This is a genomic window from Candidatus Nitrososphaera sp. 86-2, from assembly GCF_056726185.1.
Window position 1 is genome coordinate 2,266,955 of sequence record NZ_JBWZON010000001.1, and the last position, 17,548, is coordinate 2,284,502.

16 protein-coding genes and 1 pseudogene are annotated in these 17,548 nt (G+C 45.4%); 11 read left to right on the forward strand and 6 right to left on the reverse strand.

The genetic code is table 11. The features are described from left to right. Positions 1 to 803 precede the first annotated feature (803 nt). From ACYOR7_RS13465 to ACYOR7_RS13480, 4 genes are all read left to right on the forward strand, one after another. Positions 804 to 2,621 carry a sensor histidine kinase gene (locus ACYOR7_RS13465; RefSeq protein WP_479914240.1) on the forward strand — a complete coding sequence of 606 codons (1,818 nt, stop codon included), beginning with the start codon at positions 804 to 806 and terminating at the stop codon, positions 2,619 to 2,621. Between the two features lie 130 nt (positions 2,622 to 2,751). Then, positions 2,752 to 4,353 (forward strand): MFS transporter, encoded by a 1,602-nt coding sequence (locus tag ACYOR7_RS13470; protein ID WP_479914241.1) that lies wholly within the window; start codon positions 2,752 to 2,754, stop codon positions 4,351 to 4,353. Between the two features lie 4 nt (positions 4,354 to 4,357). Then, a complete protein-coding gene (locus ACYOR7_RS13475; protein WP_479914242.1) occupies positions 4,358 to 4,603 on the forward strand; it encodes a hypothetical protein in 246 nt (81 codons plus the stop codon). A 9-nt stretch (positions 4,604 to 4,612) separates the two neighbouring features. Continuing rightward, the gene (locus ACYOR7_RS13480; RefSeq protein ID WP_479914243.1) at positions 4,613 to 5,590 is read left to right on the forward strand and encodes a hypothetical protein; all 978 of its coding nucleotides are present in this window, start codon (positions 4,613 to 4,615) and stop codon (positions 5,588 to 5,590) included. A gap of 108 nt (positions 5,591 to 5,698) precedes the next feature. Here ACYOR7_RS13480 and ACYOR7_RS13485 read toward each other — a convergent pair whose 3' ends face one another. Further along, the gene (locus tag ACYOR7_RS13485; protein WP_479914244.1) at positions 5,699 to 6,373 is read right to left on the reverse strand and encodes a hypothetical protein; all 675 of its coding nucleotides are present in this window, start codon (positions 6,371 to 6,373) and stop codon (positions 5,699 to 5,701) included. A 318-nt stretch (positions 6,374 to 6,691) separates the two neighbouring features. On the opposite strand from ACYOR7_RS13485, the gene ACYOR7_RS13490 reads away from it, so the two are divergent. Next, positions 6,692 to 6,940 carry a hypothetical protein gene (locus ACYOR7_RS13490; protein ID WP_479914245.1) on the forward strand — a complete coding sequence of 83 codons (249 nt, stop codon included), beginning with the start codon at positions 6,692 to 6,694 and terminating at the stop codon, positions 6,938 to 6,940. Positions 6,941 to 7,159: 219 nt separating this feature from the next. Here ACYOR7_RS13490 and sso10a read toward each other — a convergent pair whose 3' ends face one another. Beyond that, entirely contained in the window at positions 7,160 to 7,450 is a 291-nt protein-coding gene (sso10a, locus tag ACYOR7_RS13495) for an Sso10a family chromatin protein (RefSeq protein ID WP_479914246.1), read from the reverse strand. 800 nt (positions 7,451 to 8,250) lie between these two features. On the opposite strand from sso10a, the gene ACYOR7_RS13500 reads away from it, so the two are divergent. The 4 genes and pseudogenes from ACYOR7_RS13500 to ACYOR7_RS13515 form a co-directional block, all read left to right on the forward strand. After that, on the forward strand, positions 8,251 to 8,733 hold the full coding sequence (locus tag ACYOR7_RS13500) for a hypothetical protein (protein ID WP_479914247.1): 483 nt from the start codon (positions 8,251 to 8,253) through the stop codon (positions 8,731 to 8,733). A 226-nt stretch (positions 8,734 to 8,959) separates the two neighbouring features. After that, positions 8,960 to 9,655, forward strand: coding sequence for a hypothetical protein (locus ACYOR7_RS13505; protein ID WP_479914248.1), 696 nt, complete (start codon positions 8,960 to 8,962; stop codon positions 9,653 to 9,655). A 79-nt stretch (positions 9,656 to 9,734) separates the two neighbouring features. After that, complete coding sequence (locus ACYOR7_RS13510; RefSeq protein ID WP_479914249.1) at positions 9,735 to 9,902, forward strand: hypothetical protein; 168 nt, start codon at positions 9,735 to 9,737, stop codon at positions 9,900 to 9,902. A 189-nt stretch (positions 9,903 to 10,091) separates the two neighbouring features. Beyond that, positions 10,092 to 10,163 (forward strand): annotated as a pseudogene (locus ACYOR7_RS13515) (cupredoxin domain-containing protein); the annotation flags it as partial. A 254-nt stretch (positions 10,164 to 10,417) separates the two neighbouring features. Here the strand turns inward: ACYOR7_RS13515 and ACYOR7_RS13520 are convergent. Then, complete coding sequence (locus ACYOR7_RS13520) at positions 10,418 to 11,950, reverse strand: hypothetical protein (protein ID WP_479914250.1); 1,533 nt, start codon at positions 11,948 to 11,950, stop codon at positions 10,418 to 10,420. Between the two features lie 708 nt (positions 11,951 to 12,658). Here ACYOR7_RS13520 and ACYOR7_RS13525 point away from each other — a divergent pair. Then, a complete protein-coding gene (locus ACYOR7_RS13525) occupies positions 12,659 to 13,375 on the forward strand; it encodes a hypothetical protein (protein ID WP_479914251.1) in 717 nt (238 codons plus the stop codon). Positions 13,376 to 13,518: 143 nt separating this feature from the next. On the opposite strand, the gene ACYOR7_RS13530 is transcribed toward ACYOR7_RS13525, so the two are convergent. Both ACYOR7_RS13530 and ACYOR7_RS13535 read right to left on the reverse strand, forming a co-directional pair. After that, a complete protein-coding gene (locus ACYOR7_RS13530; RefSeq protein WP_479914252.1) occupies positions 13,519 to 14,085 on the reverse strand; it encodes a hypothetical protein in 567 nt (188 codons plus the stop codon). 633 nt (positions 14,086 to 14,718) lie between these two features. Beyond that, positions 14,719 to 15,381 (reverse strand): VRR-NUC domain-containing protein, encoded by a 663-nt coding sequence (locus ACYOR7_RS13535; RefSeq protein WP_479914253.1) that lies wholly within the window; start codon positions 15,379 to 15,381, stop codon positions 14,719 to 14,721. A 222-nt stretch (positions 15,382 to 15,603) separates the two neighbouring features. Between ACYOR7_RS13535 and ACYOR7_RS13540 the strand changes: the two genes are divergently transcribed. Beyond that, positions 15,604 to 16,431, forward strand: coding sequence for a metal-dependent hydrolase (locus ACYOR7_RS13540; protein ID WP_479914254.1), 828 nt, complete (start codon positions 15,604 to 15,606; stop codon positions 16,429 to 16,431). 422 nt (positions 16,432 to 16,853) lie between these two features. On the opposite strand, the gene ACYOR7_RS13545 is transcribed toward ACYOR7_RS13540, so the two are convergent. Next, on the reverse strand, positions 16,854 to 17,207 hold the full coding sequence (locus ACYOR7_RS13545) for a phosphomannose isomerase type II C-terminal cupin domain (protein WP_479914255.1): 354 nt from the start codon (positions 17,205 to 17,207) through the stop codon (positions 16,854 to 16,856). Positions 17,208 to 17,548 lie beyond the last annotated feature (341 nt).

Genomic DNA, 17,548 nt, shown 5'->3' on the forward strand with positions numbered 1-17,548 from the left:
GTTACACTCGCTATCGAGAAAAAAGAAGGAAAATGCCGAGACTCGACTGAAGAGTCATTGTGAAGAAGAGGTGGTCATGCAGAGTATATGAGCTGCAAAGGAATATGCGTCCGATACAAGGCCCCAAAGCCTCCATCGCACGTTGGAGGACGTTACGGTGTTGGACAGAAACGGTGCCAGGTATGCAGCTTGTTCATCGAATGGAACGATTTTCGGTGTCCTTGTTGCCACTACCAGCTAAGAATCAAGCCTCATAATCCTAAATCAAAACAAAGGATCATGAAGTTTCTGGCGAATAAGAGCAAGGCCAATAAAGTGTTAGACTGAGAGAGATAGATATACTGGGCAATGTGCTGGTGAAAACAAAAATAATCGCTGCCGTAAAAGCCCATTCATCACAATGCAACAAGGAAAAAGATAGAGATAACCGCCAAGTCATTTACATATATGTTCAGCCAAGAGTCATGAATCTGCATACATTATTCTCCTCCCTTTCCTCTCCCCTCTATCATGAAATAGATTGGAAGCAGTCTGGTGTTACTGCCATAGAGAGAGACACACGCGCAATCACACTCGTATTCTATTTCTTATTTGGGGCTGAATCACACGGCCTGTGCTATTAGTAATAGTAGAAACAAAGGCAAGCTTGTTCGTATAGGCTTGGTACCACTTTTCCCATGTACCCAAGTTTTATCACCGCATATTATGTAATTCTTTCATAATGCCTTGTTAAAGAAAGCAAGATTATCCCAAGGACAACTTAATTATTACAGCAGCGACGATCGAATTTGCGATAGCTGGCAATGTTGCGAACGAAGAGCCTAGCTCTCATAATTTTGATTGCAGCCGCAGCAATATCGCTCTCAGTCGCATCCTATGAGTATCATAATTCTACCAGCCGCCACATATCCAACCTCGCAATGAGTGATACGCATGATAATGCAGTCATTGAGGCAAATGCCATATCCAAGTCTCTCTCCGCCAAGATAGCAGACATCGCTGGTAACCTGAGGCTGCTTACCAATGCACCTAGCGTGCAAAATCGTGATGTGCATGCTCAAAACCTGTTTGACTCCTCCCAAGCCATTACATCCGAACTAACAGATGGATACTACTGGATCGATAAGGACGGCAAGGTTGTTACATACAGCGAAATAAACATGGGCAAATTCCCTGATTACCGCGGAAATGATCTCAGCTTTAGGGAATATTTCACAATTCCCAAGCAGACGCTAAAGCCTTTCATAAGTACGGTCATCGATTCCCGAGACGGGGTTCCAAGGCTGTATATGTCCAGTCCCATAATCCGCCCCGCCGGTGATTTCGGTGGTGTCGTTGTTGCATCTATCAGTACAAAAAATGCAGGCGATTTTGTGGAAAGGCAGCTGCTTCCGGAGTTCCGGAGCACTGTGGGTTTAATGGACCGTGATGGGGTGATCCTCTACAGCAACAATAAAACGCTATTTGGCACACATTACTATGATAGTGCCTTCCAGTCCACCATTCCCAACTCTGTAAAAGCGCAATTCAATTCTTTTGTGGAGCGGTCTAAAATCAATTCGGCTGAAGTTGAAGATATCTCAAATGGACCAAACGCGGTCACCATCGCGTCAAAGGAGATCCTAATAAACGGCGAGCACTCTTGGACGGCGTACATTATTTATCCCCATATTTTGAGTGCCGAAACTGCATTTTTGCTGAACCAACAAGCTACGTTTAACATCGCAATAATTATTGCAATAGGAATAGCCGCGATCCTCATTGCAGCGATGGTTTTGATGTGGAACAGGCGGCTAGAGATGGTAGTTGAGAAAAAGACTCTGGAGTTAAAGCACGCAGCCGAGTCGCTGGCTCTGGCTAACGAACAGCTGAGAGAGCACGACAAGATGCAGACGGAATTTGTCAACATTGCCGCGCACGAGCTGAGGACGCCCGTACAGCCCATTCTAGGAATGGTTGATATTCTAAAAGGTTACATCAGCGGCCAGACCAAAACGGAGATTACTGACAGACAGCTTGCAATTCTGGATAGAAACGCTAGGCGGCTTCAGAAGCTGTCTACCGAGATTCTGGATGCAACAAGAATTGAAAGCGGCACCCTTAGGCTTGACCTAGAGGTAGTTGACATAAATGAAAAAGTAAAAAACGTGATTGAGGACGCCCCGAGTCTAATTCCAAAGGGCCAAAGCATAGACATACAGTTCAAGCCTGCCACGGACGAATCAGGCAATCCCATTTCCTTGCTCGTCGTGGCCGACAAACTGAGGATATTTGAAGTCATTTCAAATCTTGTCAGAAACGCAATACAGTTTTCATCGAAAATCGGAAAAGAGGGAGGAAGAACCATCACAATTACAACTGGGAAGAAGGCAGACAGCAACCAAGCAATCGTTTCAGTTAGAGACCAAGGAGTAGGAATAAGTCCGGATATGCTCCCTCGGTTATTCACAAGGTTTTCCACAGACAAAGAAAGTGGAGGAACGGGCCTTGGCCTTTTCATTGCCAAAAACATTGTCGAAGCTCATGGTGGCAGGATATGGGCAGAGAACAACAAAGACGGAAAAGGCGCGACTTTTACTTTTACGTTACCACTCGCCGTTACAGCAAAAAGTGATAGTTAGCTAGCTAATCCGGGGTCTGCCTTCTCCTCTTCTCTCCAAAATAACAACAGTTCAGGTTATACGGCCGTTATGCATCCTCTTATTCACTGTCTTACATGCACACAAGAAATAATCCGGCGACACCGAGAAAATGAGTCATCATCGACATTCTCCATCTACTACTAGTCGGCTTCTTCCTTCTAATGATCTCTCGGCATCCATTTCCATTCTTGCCGCAAGAGTCTTCTACGCTGTAAACTGGTTCAACGTGGCGGCGATCTTTCCACTTCTCATACTTGACTTTGAAAAGCATGATATCGGTCTACTAGGCTCCATATCCGCTGCTTTTTTCATAGGCGTGGGATTACTTCAGGTACCTGCCGGCATCCTTGCCGCCAGGTACTCTGCCCGGACTGCGGCAATATTTGGGATGGCGCTTTCGTCAAGTGCCGCCCTTCTCTGTGGCTTTATCACAGATGAATCACAGCTGATTTTGCTGCGCTTCGTCGTCGGAGCAGGCATGGCATTTTTTTTCAGCTCTGGAATAGTGCTTATCGCAAAACATGCAGTGGCAATCGGTAATAGCGGCGTTAGTAGTAGTGGGACACGGGACAATAAGAAAAACAAGTCCTCCGGCTTTGCAATAGGCCTGATGAACGCTGCGCACTCTGGCGGGGGAATCTTGGGCCTTTTTGGGTGGATAGTCATAGCCCAGATGTTCGGGTGGAGAACAAGCCTCGTACTAGGCGGAGCAATCGGCATCGCAACAGCGATGCTTATGGTAATATCTATTCCGCTGTTGTCATCGTCTTCATCTTCATCCTCAAGGCCATCTCGCAGCGGGCCACAAGATACAACAGAAGAAAAAACAAGATCAGCTGATGCAAAAGATAATGCTACTGCTGAGCCCAAGAACGACAGCAACGGCAGCAGTGACGATAACAAGAACAATAACAATAATGATAGTTATTCCGAAAGCCAGCGAGTAGAAGACCCTGATGTTTTTAATTATTCGCCCTCATCATCTGCGGCCGAGGGTCAGCCTGGACACACTGATGGTAGTAGAAGATGGCCTCCTGTCTCTGAAGTCTGGGCAGTGCTGTCAAACCCGCGACTAGTTGCGCTCGGCTTGGTACTTACTGGAGTTCAGGCCTCCTGGGCTCTTTTGCTGACCTTTGCCGTGGTTTACCTCCAAAGCCTCAATGTTCAACTCGAAGGCACAGGCATAATCGCCAGCATGACATTGGTGTCTGCCATTGTATCTGCACCGCTGATCGGTGGGTTTTACGATAGGATGAAAGTTAAGGATTCAAGAAAGATTCTGCTACTCTGCGGTGTCGGCATAAGCGTTGCCCTTGCTGCAATGTCTATTCAAATTCTTCCGGTAATTATCATCGCCATAATTGCTATTGGATTCTTTTCCGGCGGCGCGTTTACCGTTGTCTATGCCAAGGCGCGCGCAATAAGAGTGCCTATTCGCAGCATAGATCATGGTGAAGCTGAGAACAATGACAATGATAATGCTAATGACAATGACGACGACAAGGGCGCTTTCTACAATAGCAGTGCGTTAAACGTGGCCTGGGTAAACGGTCTGTCGCTTATCGGAGTATTATGGATGCCACTTGCGTTCTCTCTTGCAGTCCGGTATGACGGCGGAGTCGGGGGTGGCGGATATCCTAACGCGTGGCTCTTGTCTGCCGTACTGGCTGCGCTGTTTGTGTTCATTCCCCTAAAAAGGGTAGGGAAGTAGAGCGGTGGAGAAAGTAGATGCTGTATATGGTTCGCTGGCTCTGCTTGTTTTTTCAATCTCGTTGCTGCCAGCAGCAGATTATCGTCGGATGAACTTCAAATTATGGACTGAAAGTAAGGCACTGTTAATTTGGCGGGTGGCGACGGACTACTACGATAAAAAAATTCCTGCCACTCCTCCCGCCTATAACTTGACGGTACCCCTACTCCTACTGCGGGAGGAACAAAAAGACGGCACTCTTGATGGTTAGCTGGAATACTTGCCATCAGCCATTATAGCTATAATAGCACTCCAGTCACGACTTTTCGTTTATATATTTGCGGCATTCGAAATACGTCGTTCGTTGTTTGTTACCCAACCGGTTGCAATAGGAGCCGCCCTTGATGTTTTATGCTACCGTTCGATTACTGACGAAATTACGGCCAAGATAATTTCAGATGCCGCCAGAAGGGGACTTCTTGATAAATTCGGAGAGCGCATTACCGAGTCGGTGATTTCCAGCCTATGCAAGAAAAATAATCAGACCGAGCAGCAATTGTTTTGCCAGTGCGGCCTAATTGAAAAGTCTATCGGTGCGATGTTTGGCCAAGCAGCCACCTTTGTCATGGACACTATAAAGGATGAGCTATCGCCTTACTCGACAAGCAAAAAGCCGGACCCCTCTTTGCAAGAGATTGGAGAGATGATCAGAGAGAATGAAGTGATGTCATTTGTCCGCAACATGGCCGGCCACGAGCATGTTGCCTTTCTCTACAGCAAAAAAACGATAAAGGATAACGTACTCTCGCAGTTCTTTTATCAATTGGCTGTGCCTGACAACAATAACAACAGCAGCCGCAAAGCTCTCATCAGCCTTGATAATGATGATGATGCCAGGCCGAAAAGGTTTGGCGACGTGCAAAAGATCTACTATGATGACTTTCTAAAGATAGAGGGGAAATCGGAAGTAATGGATAGGATGTTTGATTGGATTGGTGAAATACACAAGTTAAACCCGTCTGGAAGAGAGACCCGAATAGCAGGTGAGGATGCATCATGGTTTCTGCGAAATGGTTTTGAACAAGAGTTCGTCGATGCCGAGAGGAAAATCGGCAGGCAAGTGCAGGACAAGATAGCGATACTGTGCTCTTATGATGTTGATGGGATAGCTCTTGAAAACCAGCTGAAAAGCGTTATTGAAGCGCACAAATACGTAATAACTGACCAACCAATGGCTGTGTATGTGGCGCCGGAATAATAACAACAACAACTCTATTTTCATGACAAGAATCAAAGACCCTTTTTAGAAAAGCAGCAAGTCAAATCCGGGGCTCCCCTTTGGTAGAAGGGGCAGACGGTAACCACCTCATCTTATTTTCAGAGATTCATTTTGAAAGATCATGTACCTGTTTTCAAAGTCTTCCCCATATAGCTCCAAGTACGCTGTAATATCCGCAGGCTGACAAATTATTGCCAACAAAGTCAACAGTTCTCTTACTTCGCCATCCTCTGTCAGTGGAGTAGATACTATTGCTGAAAGTAAAAGGTTGAATTGGCTTGACAGCCCGAGAATCTCAAAACCGTGGGCAAGATACAACTTTGCATCAAGGTGGTCACCCTCCAGCGCTGCCAGACAAAAGTCGAACAACAGATATTGTGCAGGATAAGTAATCCCAATCTTGCGCAATTCTTCTAGGCGTCCACCAAGCGCTATCTTGGCCTCCTTGATGTCTGCACCCTTGAGGAACTTGATGAGCAACCTTACGATGTCACGGAAGCTAATTGTTGCTCTGTTTTTGTTGTTGTTCTTCTTTTTGTTATGACCATCAGGTGACTCATTGAACAGTCTTTTCAGAGTCTTGTCATCTATTATCTTAGTCTGGCTGCTGCCCCTGCTACTCTTATGCTTGCCGTTACGGATAACTTTCAAAGAAATCCTTGCATCTATGCTTTTCGTGAGCATCCCATTGTCAATCGGAATAATTTCGACCAGCTTCAGAATATCAGTAAGTTCAGATGTATGCTCGATTTTGCTTTTCATAGGTGGCTATACTCACTCAAAAGCAAGAGAAAGATGTCCTATACATGTTTGTTACTATTGAAATGCTGCGGAAACGGTTAGCGCTTTTTAGCGCATTTGAGGTTGACTAGTGCAACATGCTATCAGAACATAAGAGCAAGTATTCGCATTGCGGATGCTATGGGTACTGATAGGTTTGGATTATGCTATAGTATACATCCTACATACCTATAGTAGAAATAGAAAAAAACCCAGAAAAATTAATCTAGAAGAACAAGTATTAACATTAATGTCTTTAACTTGCTGTTCATTGGGCAGGTGCTAGGTGAGTAGTGAACCATGGTTGAAGATACTGAGGAAGAGAAAATTTTCCGCGATAGATACGCAAACGAACTAAAAAAGAAAAAACAAGACGGTTATAAAATTGACGAGTTGGAAGATGAAAGAAGAAATGTAAAGCAACAGGGCATGAAGACGCCTGGCAGAAGAGGAGAGCAGATAAAGCATGAAGAGCTTGATAAGGAGATCGGCAGACGTTATAGACAAAGACAAGAAGAAGGAAGAAGGAAAAAAGAAAAGGACCAATAAAAGCAGAAAAAGCATGCTGTTGGGAAATAGTAAGTTGATGCTACAGTTTCTCAATGGTTGTAAAGCATAAACGAACAAGAAAAAATGGTGCTGCGTGAAGAGATTTATCTTCACAAGATCCGCAATTTCACCTCCTTTGCCGTTCAATATCTCGCCATCATATGGTGTGGAGCTCAGAGTCGTCAGGTCAAAGAAGACAGAGCAGAAGCAGCTCCTCTGCTATCGAAGCCTGCCGACATATCTGGATGCGGCCTTCCCCTCCACGGTGAACATAGCGTGCCAAAACTCTTGGTAGCTTTGAAGGAACAGTTTACCTTTCTGCGTAGTGCGATAAATGCCCTCCTTTGGCAGATGTTCCAATAGCTCGTGCTGAAGGAGCAATTCTAGGTACTTTGTCAGCTGAGCAAAGGACAAATGCGCTCCAAAAATCAAATGTGTCTTTTTCTTTCCATTAAGAGCATGTTTTAGTATTTCTGCGGCTATATCCTCTCTGCTTCTATTCTTAGTCATAGAGCATCCAACACACACACTAGATTCAATCTTCGTTCATCAGGCGCTCAATTCTCTGGCAGAGTTCATCGATTTGGCTATGGGATAAGTTTAGTTTTTTTACTGCGTTGACATTAACACCTAGTCTTTCTAGTCTGTAGTAAATTTGGTCAATTGTTGTCTGCATCATGCGAAAGTGCACATAAGTTGCCAATTATAGCATATAAATGCACAGTTGATAGATTATATGGTCTATCACATCACAAATACGTTAATTGTCTGTCATTTAGTTCACGTTTTTTGGCTGATGCCAGTCCTTTTCTCTCCAAAATGCTAGCTATCTTTTATCCCTACATTTGAGTTCGCAACAGCCGCATCCTGTCCGGAAAAAATGTGAGGAGCTGCCACAAATCAGGGGTGGAAACCGGAAATTGTATGATGGTGGCTTGGTATTTTTCACGCGCTGCGAAATTTTGATGAAGACTAAAAGGACCAGATGTCGATGCTGCGGTCAGAGTCTTGGGCTAAAGATAGGCAGATAGATCAGTTTCAAGGCAACAAAATGAGCTCAGTGCATGCTTAACTGTTTTAACCTATTTCCCGGGAGCTAATACGAAGATAGATCCACACCTACCTTCGTTCAAATGGGTCAGGGATATAGTCTCCATCTTGACTGCTTGGGAATTACCGTCAAGTTCCCTGACCTTTTCATTATCATCCTCAGCTTCCTAAAAAATGACTTTTGCAAACGTAGAGTGAATAAGTATTCCAACATTGCCTTGTTATTAATGACATTAATACTAGATTGACGTAAGTTATGTATGTCTTCATCAAGCGAAGAGAGGGATGTGGGCAAAACCAATTACTCGGACCCTGCAGAAAGGACAGGCGAACGTTTGAGCGCTACCCGGACAAAAGAGCTCTCTGCACAAGCACTGCAGCAAGTCGAAACAGTAAGAGAAGTTGCCTCAACAATCAAAGAGTATGCCATTACGGCCAGAGAGACGTCGAGGGCTCTCAGAGAAAGTGGAGCGATTCCAGAGCTTGTGGTAGCTATTCGCGAGATTGCAGCCGTCGTGCGTGATATTACAGCAGAAGTCAGAGATACCGCAAGTGAACTTAAGGAAAGCGGAGTAACGGACGAGATCGCTGGCACTGTAAGAGAAACGGTTGATACGGCTAAGGATACTGTTCAGATGGCAAAGGATACAGCCGCCTCTGCAAAGGAAAAATTCCGATCAGGAGCACCACCGTCATCTCCTTCTAGCAGAAAACAGGGATCGAATCCAGCTGGAGTAAAATAAGCAAGACAAAAATGAAAGCTTGGTATATGTCTACGAAGAGATAGAAGGCGTAAGCAGATAGGACGAAGCGGGCCTATTTGAGACATTCGAGAAACTGTTTTCGGTTGGGATGCACGTCAGATGTCGTCCGTTATCCATTGAGAGCAACAATGAATTCATTTTTGTCTACTACTATGACGGATCAACTTAACTAGTCATTGCTCTAATAATTGGACGTTAGATGCATATGCCCCGGCTTACCAAAGGACTTGGTGTAGGCCTAGGAGGCGGCATACTAGCTATCATGATTTTGGTGCTCTTCATTTTCTATCCTCATCCAAGCAAGCATTATCATATGCACAATGTAATGGCAGTCATCAAGCCAACTTTTACTATCTCTGCCTACCAGCCTCGAGGGTTTTATGATTACTATCGCAAACAATGCAAAGAAGAATGTCTGACAGTAGCTCTAAATCCTAAGAGTGAGACTAGCATAATGAGCTACGCGGGAAGTAATAACGGCTTGAACGCGATTTTGTCAAATGCGTCGGTAGATGTACTGACAGATGAGCAAGTTAGCAACGACCCTTCGATTCTGGAAGAGTATCAGAGAGTAATCGTTCTACATAACGAATATGTAACTCAAGCCGAATTCGATGCGATAATAAATCATCCAAACGTGTTTTATCTTTATCCTAATTCCCTTTATGCCCTTGTCTCATACAATACTACGAACCAGACAATCACATTGGAAGAGGGTCACGGATATAACGGCGTAAACAATGCCTTTGGATGGGGGCCTTCAATGACCACCAAGAATGAATACAACACGAAGTGTAACAATTGGCAACTCGATGACGTGGAAAACGGTGTCATGCTTAATTGTTATCCGGAGAATCGCATTTTGGAGGACGCGGACATGGTATACGAGACAGGGAGGTAGAGGGCCCTTTGCACCAACTGTCAGCGTCTACGTTCAGAATTAACCTCGGCTTAAAACAAAAAATCAGGTTACCCCTGCCATGGTCAAGAAAAATGCCGTAGTGGCTGCATCGGTTGTAATAGCTGGTGCTATCGGGGCTACGTACGTTCTATCAGGCAACATGAGTATGGGCGTGTTGAGGGATCTGGAAATTCTTCCATGCAACAACAGCCTACAGCTATATCTATCCCAAGCAATTCAACAGTAGTGAGAATAGTCGCTAACGCTGGAAGCAGTTCGTTTGGTCCGAACCCTGTAGAGGTCAAGGTTGGCGAAACTGTGACTTGGATAAATGATGACTCTGGCAGGCATATACCGTAACTTCAAAGGATGGCAGTTTTGATTCCGGAATAAGGGGAAGGGACAGTCATTTAGCTACACCTTTGACAATGCGGGAGAGTATCCGTATTCTTGCAGCCTCCACCCGGGAATGGCGGGAACAGTGGTGGTAGTGGTGACAGAAAGCTAATGCAAAGTGCAACTAAATCCAACCCGCGTGAATTAACAATTCCCAGCATAATTGATGGACTTGCCGCGCTCCTCTTCTTTTCGACTGGGACATGCTGCATTCTCCTAACTCTCCCTAATGTCTCTACACATACCACAAATATCAGCCAGATTATGCGTCTGGAAACTACCTTTATCGGCCACATGTCAAAGCGTATCTTGGTAAAGGAAGCGAGATGACCGGAATATGACCGGTCAAATCCCGCTAGGGACTTGTCATTCTGAATAGGGATCTTTTTGTTGAGCAGAAGCTTGCCTTTCTGATTCTTGACAAGCGTTGCTGCTACCTGTACTGTAGCAAGAACACCCGCTGCTCGTTCCTCTTATTATTGTCGTTTCTTCTACTTCAACAATTTCTCCAGGGCTTGGCTGCAGCCCTGTGCTGTAAGGATTATCGGTTGGCCTGCCAACGTCCATAATAGCGGTTGGCTCGTCATCGAGCTTGACGTGCTGCTGGTCGCCATTTGTGTTAGTGAAAAACTTTATAGTGGATGTGTTTGTGGTGGTGTCTGCATTCGCTGTCATCATCGATGTGGGCTCTTGTTGTTCGACTCTTTCTCCTTTTGCCACTGTGACAGATCCAGCCGCCCTTTCCGTCACCGCCGCTGCTTCTCCGGCCGGAGGTGGTGTGATTGGAAGGAGACTACTCTCTACGGTAGTTTCTTTGTTATCACGCCCTCTTCGATTCTCCGCTGTATCTGTGGATATGTTGACGCCTCTCTTCACCTCAGTGGTCCGGTCGACGAATTCTCCCAAAGCTGCCGAAAGGCTACCCACGACAGAAGCTGGTGGGCAGCCATTCACCGTTGCAGCCTTCTCGAGATTGTCGAGCAACTTGTTTCCTGCCGTGGAATCTATTCCAAGAAACTCCAACCTCCTTACAAAAGCTACCTCCTCTCCTTTGGCGTCCAGAAAGGCTTGGTGCATGCTTTCCAGACGTTTTCTCATTTCAAATCGTTCCATATGTTCTTCCTGTTCCCGCTTCTCGTCTTCCAGCATCTGTTCCCTGCGCTTTAACATCGGGATTGTTGCGCTCAAGTCGAGTCCTGCAGCTTTCATGCTCTCAATAATCTCTGCAATATTGAGAAAGTACTTGTCAGGGTCACCGCCCTTGACGTTCTCCGCGATCCTCGCCCTTGTCGTCGCGTAGGGTTCGAGATTCTCATAGACGACGCCGCTCTTGCGGAGCTCTTCGTCTCTTGCCCGTGCAATCTTTGCTGTATCTTGCTTGATTTTTTCAATTTCCGATCTGCCAGACGTGATCTTATCGGTAAGCGCATGCGCCTCGTCGCGCAAGTCCTCCACCGCAGTCCGAAGATCCTTTGGCGATGCTAGCCCTAAGCTGGCGCAGACATCCTGGAGCTCGTTGATGATGTGAAGAGCCTCCTGCGGGTTGATGAGACCGGAACTGCACATAATCAGCCACTTCTCAAAAAGGGTCGTAGCCTTCTGGAGTCTGGAAGCATCTGGAGGCTCGCCTAGTTCATCGACCTCTACAAATTTGAGGAGTAGGTGGAGAAGCCTTTCCGCCACTGCATGATGCGCGACCGAGAGCTTACTCCTCTTCATGGCCTCGACGAGGAGCCTAATTTTTGTCGATCCTCTGCCGAAGGTCGTGCGGTAGAAGTCGTCCATTATAGTATATACTGTAGACTCTCCTATCTTTTCCTCCGAGGCTATTTGTGGGATCGGTGTGGCAACTAGATACTTCAGTATTACTCGTTCTCTTGTTGCATCTGATAGTGTCATTACGTCGCCAGAAGTCGAACGGCCCGCGTATTTAATCATGACTTTGTTCTATCGATAGAGCGGTGTTGACATCTGATGGTTATATACGGTAAATAATGCCATCTATTTCTACTCCAGATCTAACTCAGAAATACCTCAAATATGCTCTATTTTTCCTCCAGAAATACTCTAGAATTCCTTCAGAAATGCCCTAAACGTTGATATCCATTTTGCTCATCTCATCAGCACAAACGTTTTCAAGTGGACCGTCTGAACCTTTTTCAAAGGATTATTTTGAGGGTTTTAGGTTGCAAAAGCGTTGCAATCATGGAAAAAAAGCCCGTTCGATGTGTCTTTCCAGAGGTTTCTAATGGGTTCAATTACTTCATTCCCTAGCGATTTCCATGGCATTACTCGAGCGCCTTCTATCCAATCCTCGGCAGTTGACGATATACGATATAGCTATTTGCCAGAGATAGACTCAGGATGTTTCATGACGTAGAACTGTGAGTTGTCTTGATGTCTTTCATGCTTGCACCACCGCCCTCAAAACCGTAATGAAATAATGCGTAATGGGCAATTGACACTTTGACAAGTGTATCGACTCGCGTCTGTCGGATCATTCTTCGAAATTGGTGCTTTGCATTACATCTTACTATGTATATAGGATGAATTCCTAATGCATAATCCCTATATAGTTATGAACATCATTCCCATTTTGAGGGATAGTTGCAGCGAACAGCTGATTCTTTCCAAGATGGCAAGAAAGAATACGATCACCTCTTGGCCGAGGCTGTAAAGCTGGGCAGGCAACATGAGACTAAAGCGAAGTACTTTATCCCAAAAATGTACGATGTTCTCGTACGAAAAGAGGGGCTGACGCCTTTTGATGCAGCTGACAGGATATACAGAGACGTACTGGGAATATGGCAAAAAGATACCATACGCAGGCTCTTGCCGCCGGAAGCAAAGGACCAGGCTGCTAGAGAGAGGCAGGCGTTGAGTCGTCTGTATATGTCGGCAGGTGGCGCAGGATTAATCCTGCGGAAAGAGGCAGAGGCCGGCGCTTTGGAAGCGGCGACTGGCCATCAACATCATGAGGTGAACGGGGATAATGACAGCAGGACTGAACAGAAACTGGAACAAGAAAACGCGATGCTGAAGAAAGAATTACAGGAGACAAAGAACGCCAAGAGTTTGCTGCTTGAAAGGATGTTGAGAATGGAAAGGTCTCTAGCAGAGCAGCAAGAGCTGGAAAGAGAGAAACAGCAAAGTCATCAACCAGGAGTTCAGGGCGCAAAAGACGAGGGAGTAGTGACCATTCTGCTTCCGCCGTCTCTGTTCATGAAGACTTATGCGCTTGTGAGAAGTTCAAGCAAGCCGCTCCTTCTGAGGGTCAAGGCTGGAGAGGCGATTGATATCGACAAGACCAGTAAGCCAAGTTAGCATAAGGAAGATATTGTAGCAGAGCAGATGTTGGAAGGTGCCTCGTGCTTTCTTGACATGACCATTGCATATGTATACGATAAGGAAATTTTGAAAAAGTAAGAAAGGAAAAGGCGACGACGGTAGCAGAAGAGAACGATGCCTTAGGAAGACGTCGTCGATGACGAGGCTGCTGGTGCTTCAACCTCTGCTGACTTGGCTTCCGTATCCGCCGGCGCTGTCTTGGCCTTTGCCCGCTTTGTCTTTGCTGTTGCTGCTAACATCTTCTTTTTGAGGTACAATGTTCTCTTGCCCTTCGTTTTTGCTCTAACACCTTGCTGACTTTCAATTATGCTTCTAATCGCCGGAAGCTGGCTTGCAGAGTATGATATGCCCTTTAGGAGGTTTGTAAGAGTTCTGGGAGTCGCTGATATCTCTCTGTTAAGATGTGAAAGGATCTCCTGCCTCTTGGCATCACTCAGGGAAATGACTTTGCCGGATGAGGATGATAACGATGATGACTTGGTTGATGTAGCCTTGGATCTTTTACCTGCAATTCTGCTCTTTTTCTTTCTTGTGGGATTTGCCTTGCTCGTCCTTTTTCTTTCTCCTCCCCTGGCGTCTGTCAGCATTTTCCCAAGCTTGCTGTAAAGCTCCCTTGTCTCCTTCAAGGAGAGGCTTAGCCTCTGGCCATCACGCAGTTCAATAGAAATTGCCTTGCCTATCTTCACTTCTTTGCATTAGACGATTGCCTGTTTATATAAGTTTCACGAGATTCGAACGCAAATAACGCAATAATTCACTGATAATGGATGGCTTTCTGTCTTGTTGGCTTTATTGCGCCCATGAATACTACTTTCCCCTTCTTAGATAGGCGTCTTTTTTGTCTTAGTGTGGAATGATAGGACCAGCAGATAATGCATTTCAGCTGGTATTCTACTTCAGGGATCCTTGATTGCTAAAAGAGGAAAAAGTCCTTTCATCTTGACTGCCGCCTAATGAATGAATATTGAATATATATTCAATCTAACTAATTTGGAGGATCACGAAAACGTTTACATAAAAAGGAGTAAAAATATCTGAAAAGGCCCGAAGACAACTGAAAAGACCGCGATTCAGTGCATGAGATTCAAATAGATAAAAGGACGTAAATTTACAAGAATTCCCGTAAAAAGGCCCAACTTCGCCTTCTTTTCGGGAAAACAGTGTGATTGAATATATATGATATATAATTAAATATATCAAAAAAATATATTTTGAATATATATTCAGTTCTTTATTATATATCCGCGTAATCTACCACTTCAACTCATTATCCAGTTACGGAAATTGGCCTCTTAGAGTCTTTAGCGATCCTATGTAGTCTATTCTTTTCTCGAGTCGTCAAACCGCCACTGGACGACGAGGAAATTCTCTCTTTTCTTCAGACCTGCAGACAGGCAGGCAGAGAACCAGCGCGCTTGGCTGTCGCGAATGCTGTCCTTCTTGGACTGCTTTGATTCAATGTAGAGAGTCCTTTTTCCTTCTCCATTCCAGGCAATGATATCCCAGCATCCGCGAAAAGAATTGCTGTTGTACCTTGCAATTCTTGCCTGCAGATCCTGATGGTACGGACTATCTAGTGAGCTTTTTGTAATCTGATCCTTGCGAACTCTGTCTTCCCTCCAGTCTGCATAATAATACGGACCATCCTGCCTGAGGGGGTATGCCTGTTGCCAGAATGCCGACCATCCTGCCTTGACTGCCATTCGCACTATTGCAATTTCGGCAAACACTGGCCTTCCTTCATAATCCACTACAGGCTTGCCTCCAAAGTCGTCCTTGATTGGCTTGCCCTTCCAGCGCTTGAATACTAGGTTGATGCTTGGAACTGCTACCTCGAGTCCGGGAATTATCTCTTCGCGGTCTGGCTCTAGGTCCCTTGGATACAAATATTGAGCATCGACAAATGTAGTAGCAGCAGTGCCATTGGGAATGAGAGGAGTGGATGGTTCTGCCATGTTAAGTTCGGAAGATGCAGAGTCCATTACAGGACTATTCTTTCATAATTCTGTAATATAATTATAATCGGTAATGACCGACCTAGAATCTAGCCAAACAAGGCCGTTCCTAGTCTCGCGGATAAAGTCAAGATGATGATAATGATATCTGCATAACCATCGGCATGCTATATCATTTCAAGAAAGGCAAGTCATATTTGGCAGTCTTGGTTGATACACGCAGCCAGATGGAGGGTAGTCGGTAGCACAATGTTTCTGGTGGGACATGCTATGGTTGCCTTTCTCATTGCATATGTTATCTCTATAACGCTCGGTAGTGCTGCTGATAAAAAAAGAAAGGAAGGTGCGGCAACAAGAATCTCATTTGCGCTTGTCATGCTCTTAGGCGTCTTGCCAGACATTGACATAGTATTTCAGGCAATGGGGATAATGCCTCACAAGACGTTTACGCATAGCGTTATTCTTTCTGCGATGGTGGTGGCCCCTGCGATATTTGTAATAGCAAGGTGGCCTTTGAAGCAGGCTTTGGCGGCCTCTATGGCATATGCGCTTGCCTACGCACAGCACCTGTTTGACGACATTATCGTTGGAACCCTCAATGTTGCATACCCATTTGGGAACCTTCCCGTCGGCATTGGAATCGCTTACGGGTCGGTCTATCATTTGGCGTTAGAAATCGTGCTTGTGGCGGTGGTGGCTGCTATTGTCATAAGCAGGTCGTTTGGCAAAGCAAGACTGCAATCACCACAACCGAGTTTGCTGCTGCAGCAGAAGAAGAAGAAGTATGAGTTGAACTGCGAGTTTTCTAATTCTTCTCTGTCATCCTTGTTTGGTTTTGGCAAAATCGACAAGGTTTGTTACACATTGCTGATGCTGTCTTTTTTGGTATCATTTGCATACCTGCTACATGAGATGAAAGCGCTCTCTCAGTTGTTCATTGAATCCGAGCTTGAAGTCGCGCTCTTTGTCATCCTGCATCTTTCTGCACTGGCGATCGTATCATTCATGGTGCTCGTCTCTAGAGAACACGCAAGGTTCAAGTCGTATTCAAGGCAAGATAACATCAGAGATGTGTAGCAGATTGGACATACGATTATTATATGATAATTTTCTGCATTATTTTGGAGAGAGAAGAGCAGAATGCCAGAGGAGATTGCATGTCGATATTGCGATGTACGCCTCGACAGCGAGGAGCAGTTCTTTGGTCATTACATTGTTGGCCACGAACTAACCCTGGAATCGGCACGGCTGATATGGAATTCTCAGTATGCACCGTGGAAAAATGAGGAGCGAGTGTGAGAGGATAAATCTTGTACTGCTTGCAGTGTAAGGAAAAAGTTGAAGTAGTCTTGAACGAGCTGTGCGAAAAATGCTATGATAGCCAAGTTTCAAGCCAGCCGCCAACTTTGATGGACTCGAGAGGCGTCAGGAGCCAAACGGTACAGAGAAAATCTCATTAGTAGTGTTGCGGTCGTCTAGCTAACTCACAAATTCATGAACTATTTTGCCTTATGCAGTTCTCTCTTGTAATCGTCTTCTATTCTGACTATGTCATTTTCGTCAAAGTCTCCTTTGGAGATCTCTAGTATTATGCCATCAGTACCAGCGCCTTCCAGCCTGTGCCTTGCTCCCTTTGGAATTGTGATAGATTCGCCTGTCTGCAGCAACTTCTTTTCATCGCCTACCTGTACCCTTACCGGCCCCTTGATAACCTTCCAGAACTCGGAGCGGTTGTTGTGGTATTGCAGGCTGAGGCGCTTGTCGCCATCAACATATACCAGCTTGACTGTGCAAAGCTCGTTAAGCGTAAAACGCTCGAAGTGACCCCATGGGCGCTTTTCAACAGAGCTCAATTACTAGATGTACGTTCAATTGCAGTCTATTTTAAGAATACGTGTCTGGGGACCGATGGCCGTGGTCGCACACACATACATACACACGCATCTCTCTCTCCTCTTCCCTCCAAAATAACAACAACAGTTCAGGTTATACGACCCTTATGCACTCTTATTCTCTCTTGCTGCTGGCTGCGGCAGATTATTATCATCAGCATTATCATCACCTGTCCGTAGCATTTTCACTCTGGCACCTAACGAGAGCAAGACCTACCGAGCTGACGGTTACTCGAGAAGTGGAGGAAAGAGAAGCGGGTATGAGACGAAACCGGTAAAAGCTTTAAAGACAGATTTAAAGA